This window comes from Xenorhabdus stockiae (assembly GCF_002632825.1).
Classification (GTDB): Bacteria; Pseudomonadota; Gammaproteobacteria; order Enterobacterales; family Enterobacteriaceae; genus Xenorhabdus; species Xenorhabdus stockiae.
This window is the reverse complement of record NZ_NJAJ01000180.1, coordinates 1-201: the sequence shown is the minus strand read 5'-3', so window position 1 is coordinate 201 and position 201 is coordinate 1. Positions and strand designations below refer to the sequence as shown.

The 201-nt window shown below is 52.7% G+C and carries 1 rRNA gene; it reads right to left on the bottom strand.

The features are described from left to right. Positions 1-201 (bottom strand): 16S ribosomal RNA (locus Xsto_RS21005); the annotation flags it as partial.

The following is a 201-nucleotide window of genomic DNA, read 5'->3' as shown; positions in this document are numbered from 1 at the left end:
GCTCGTTGCGGGACTTAACCCAACATTTCACAACACGAGCTGACGACAGCCATGCAGCACCTGTCTCAGCGTTCCCGAAGGCACCCCTTCATCTCTGAAAGGTTCGCTGGATGTCAAGAGTAGGTAAGGTTCTTCGCGTTGCATCGAATTAAACCACATGCTCCACCGCTTGTGCGGGCCCCCGTCAATTCATTTGAGTTT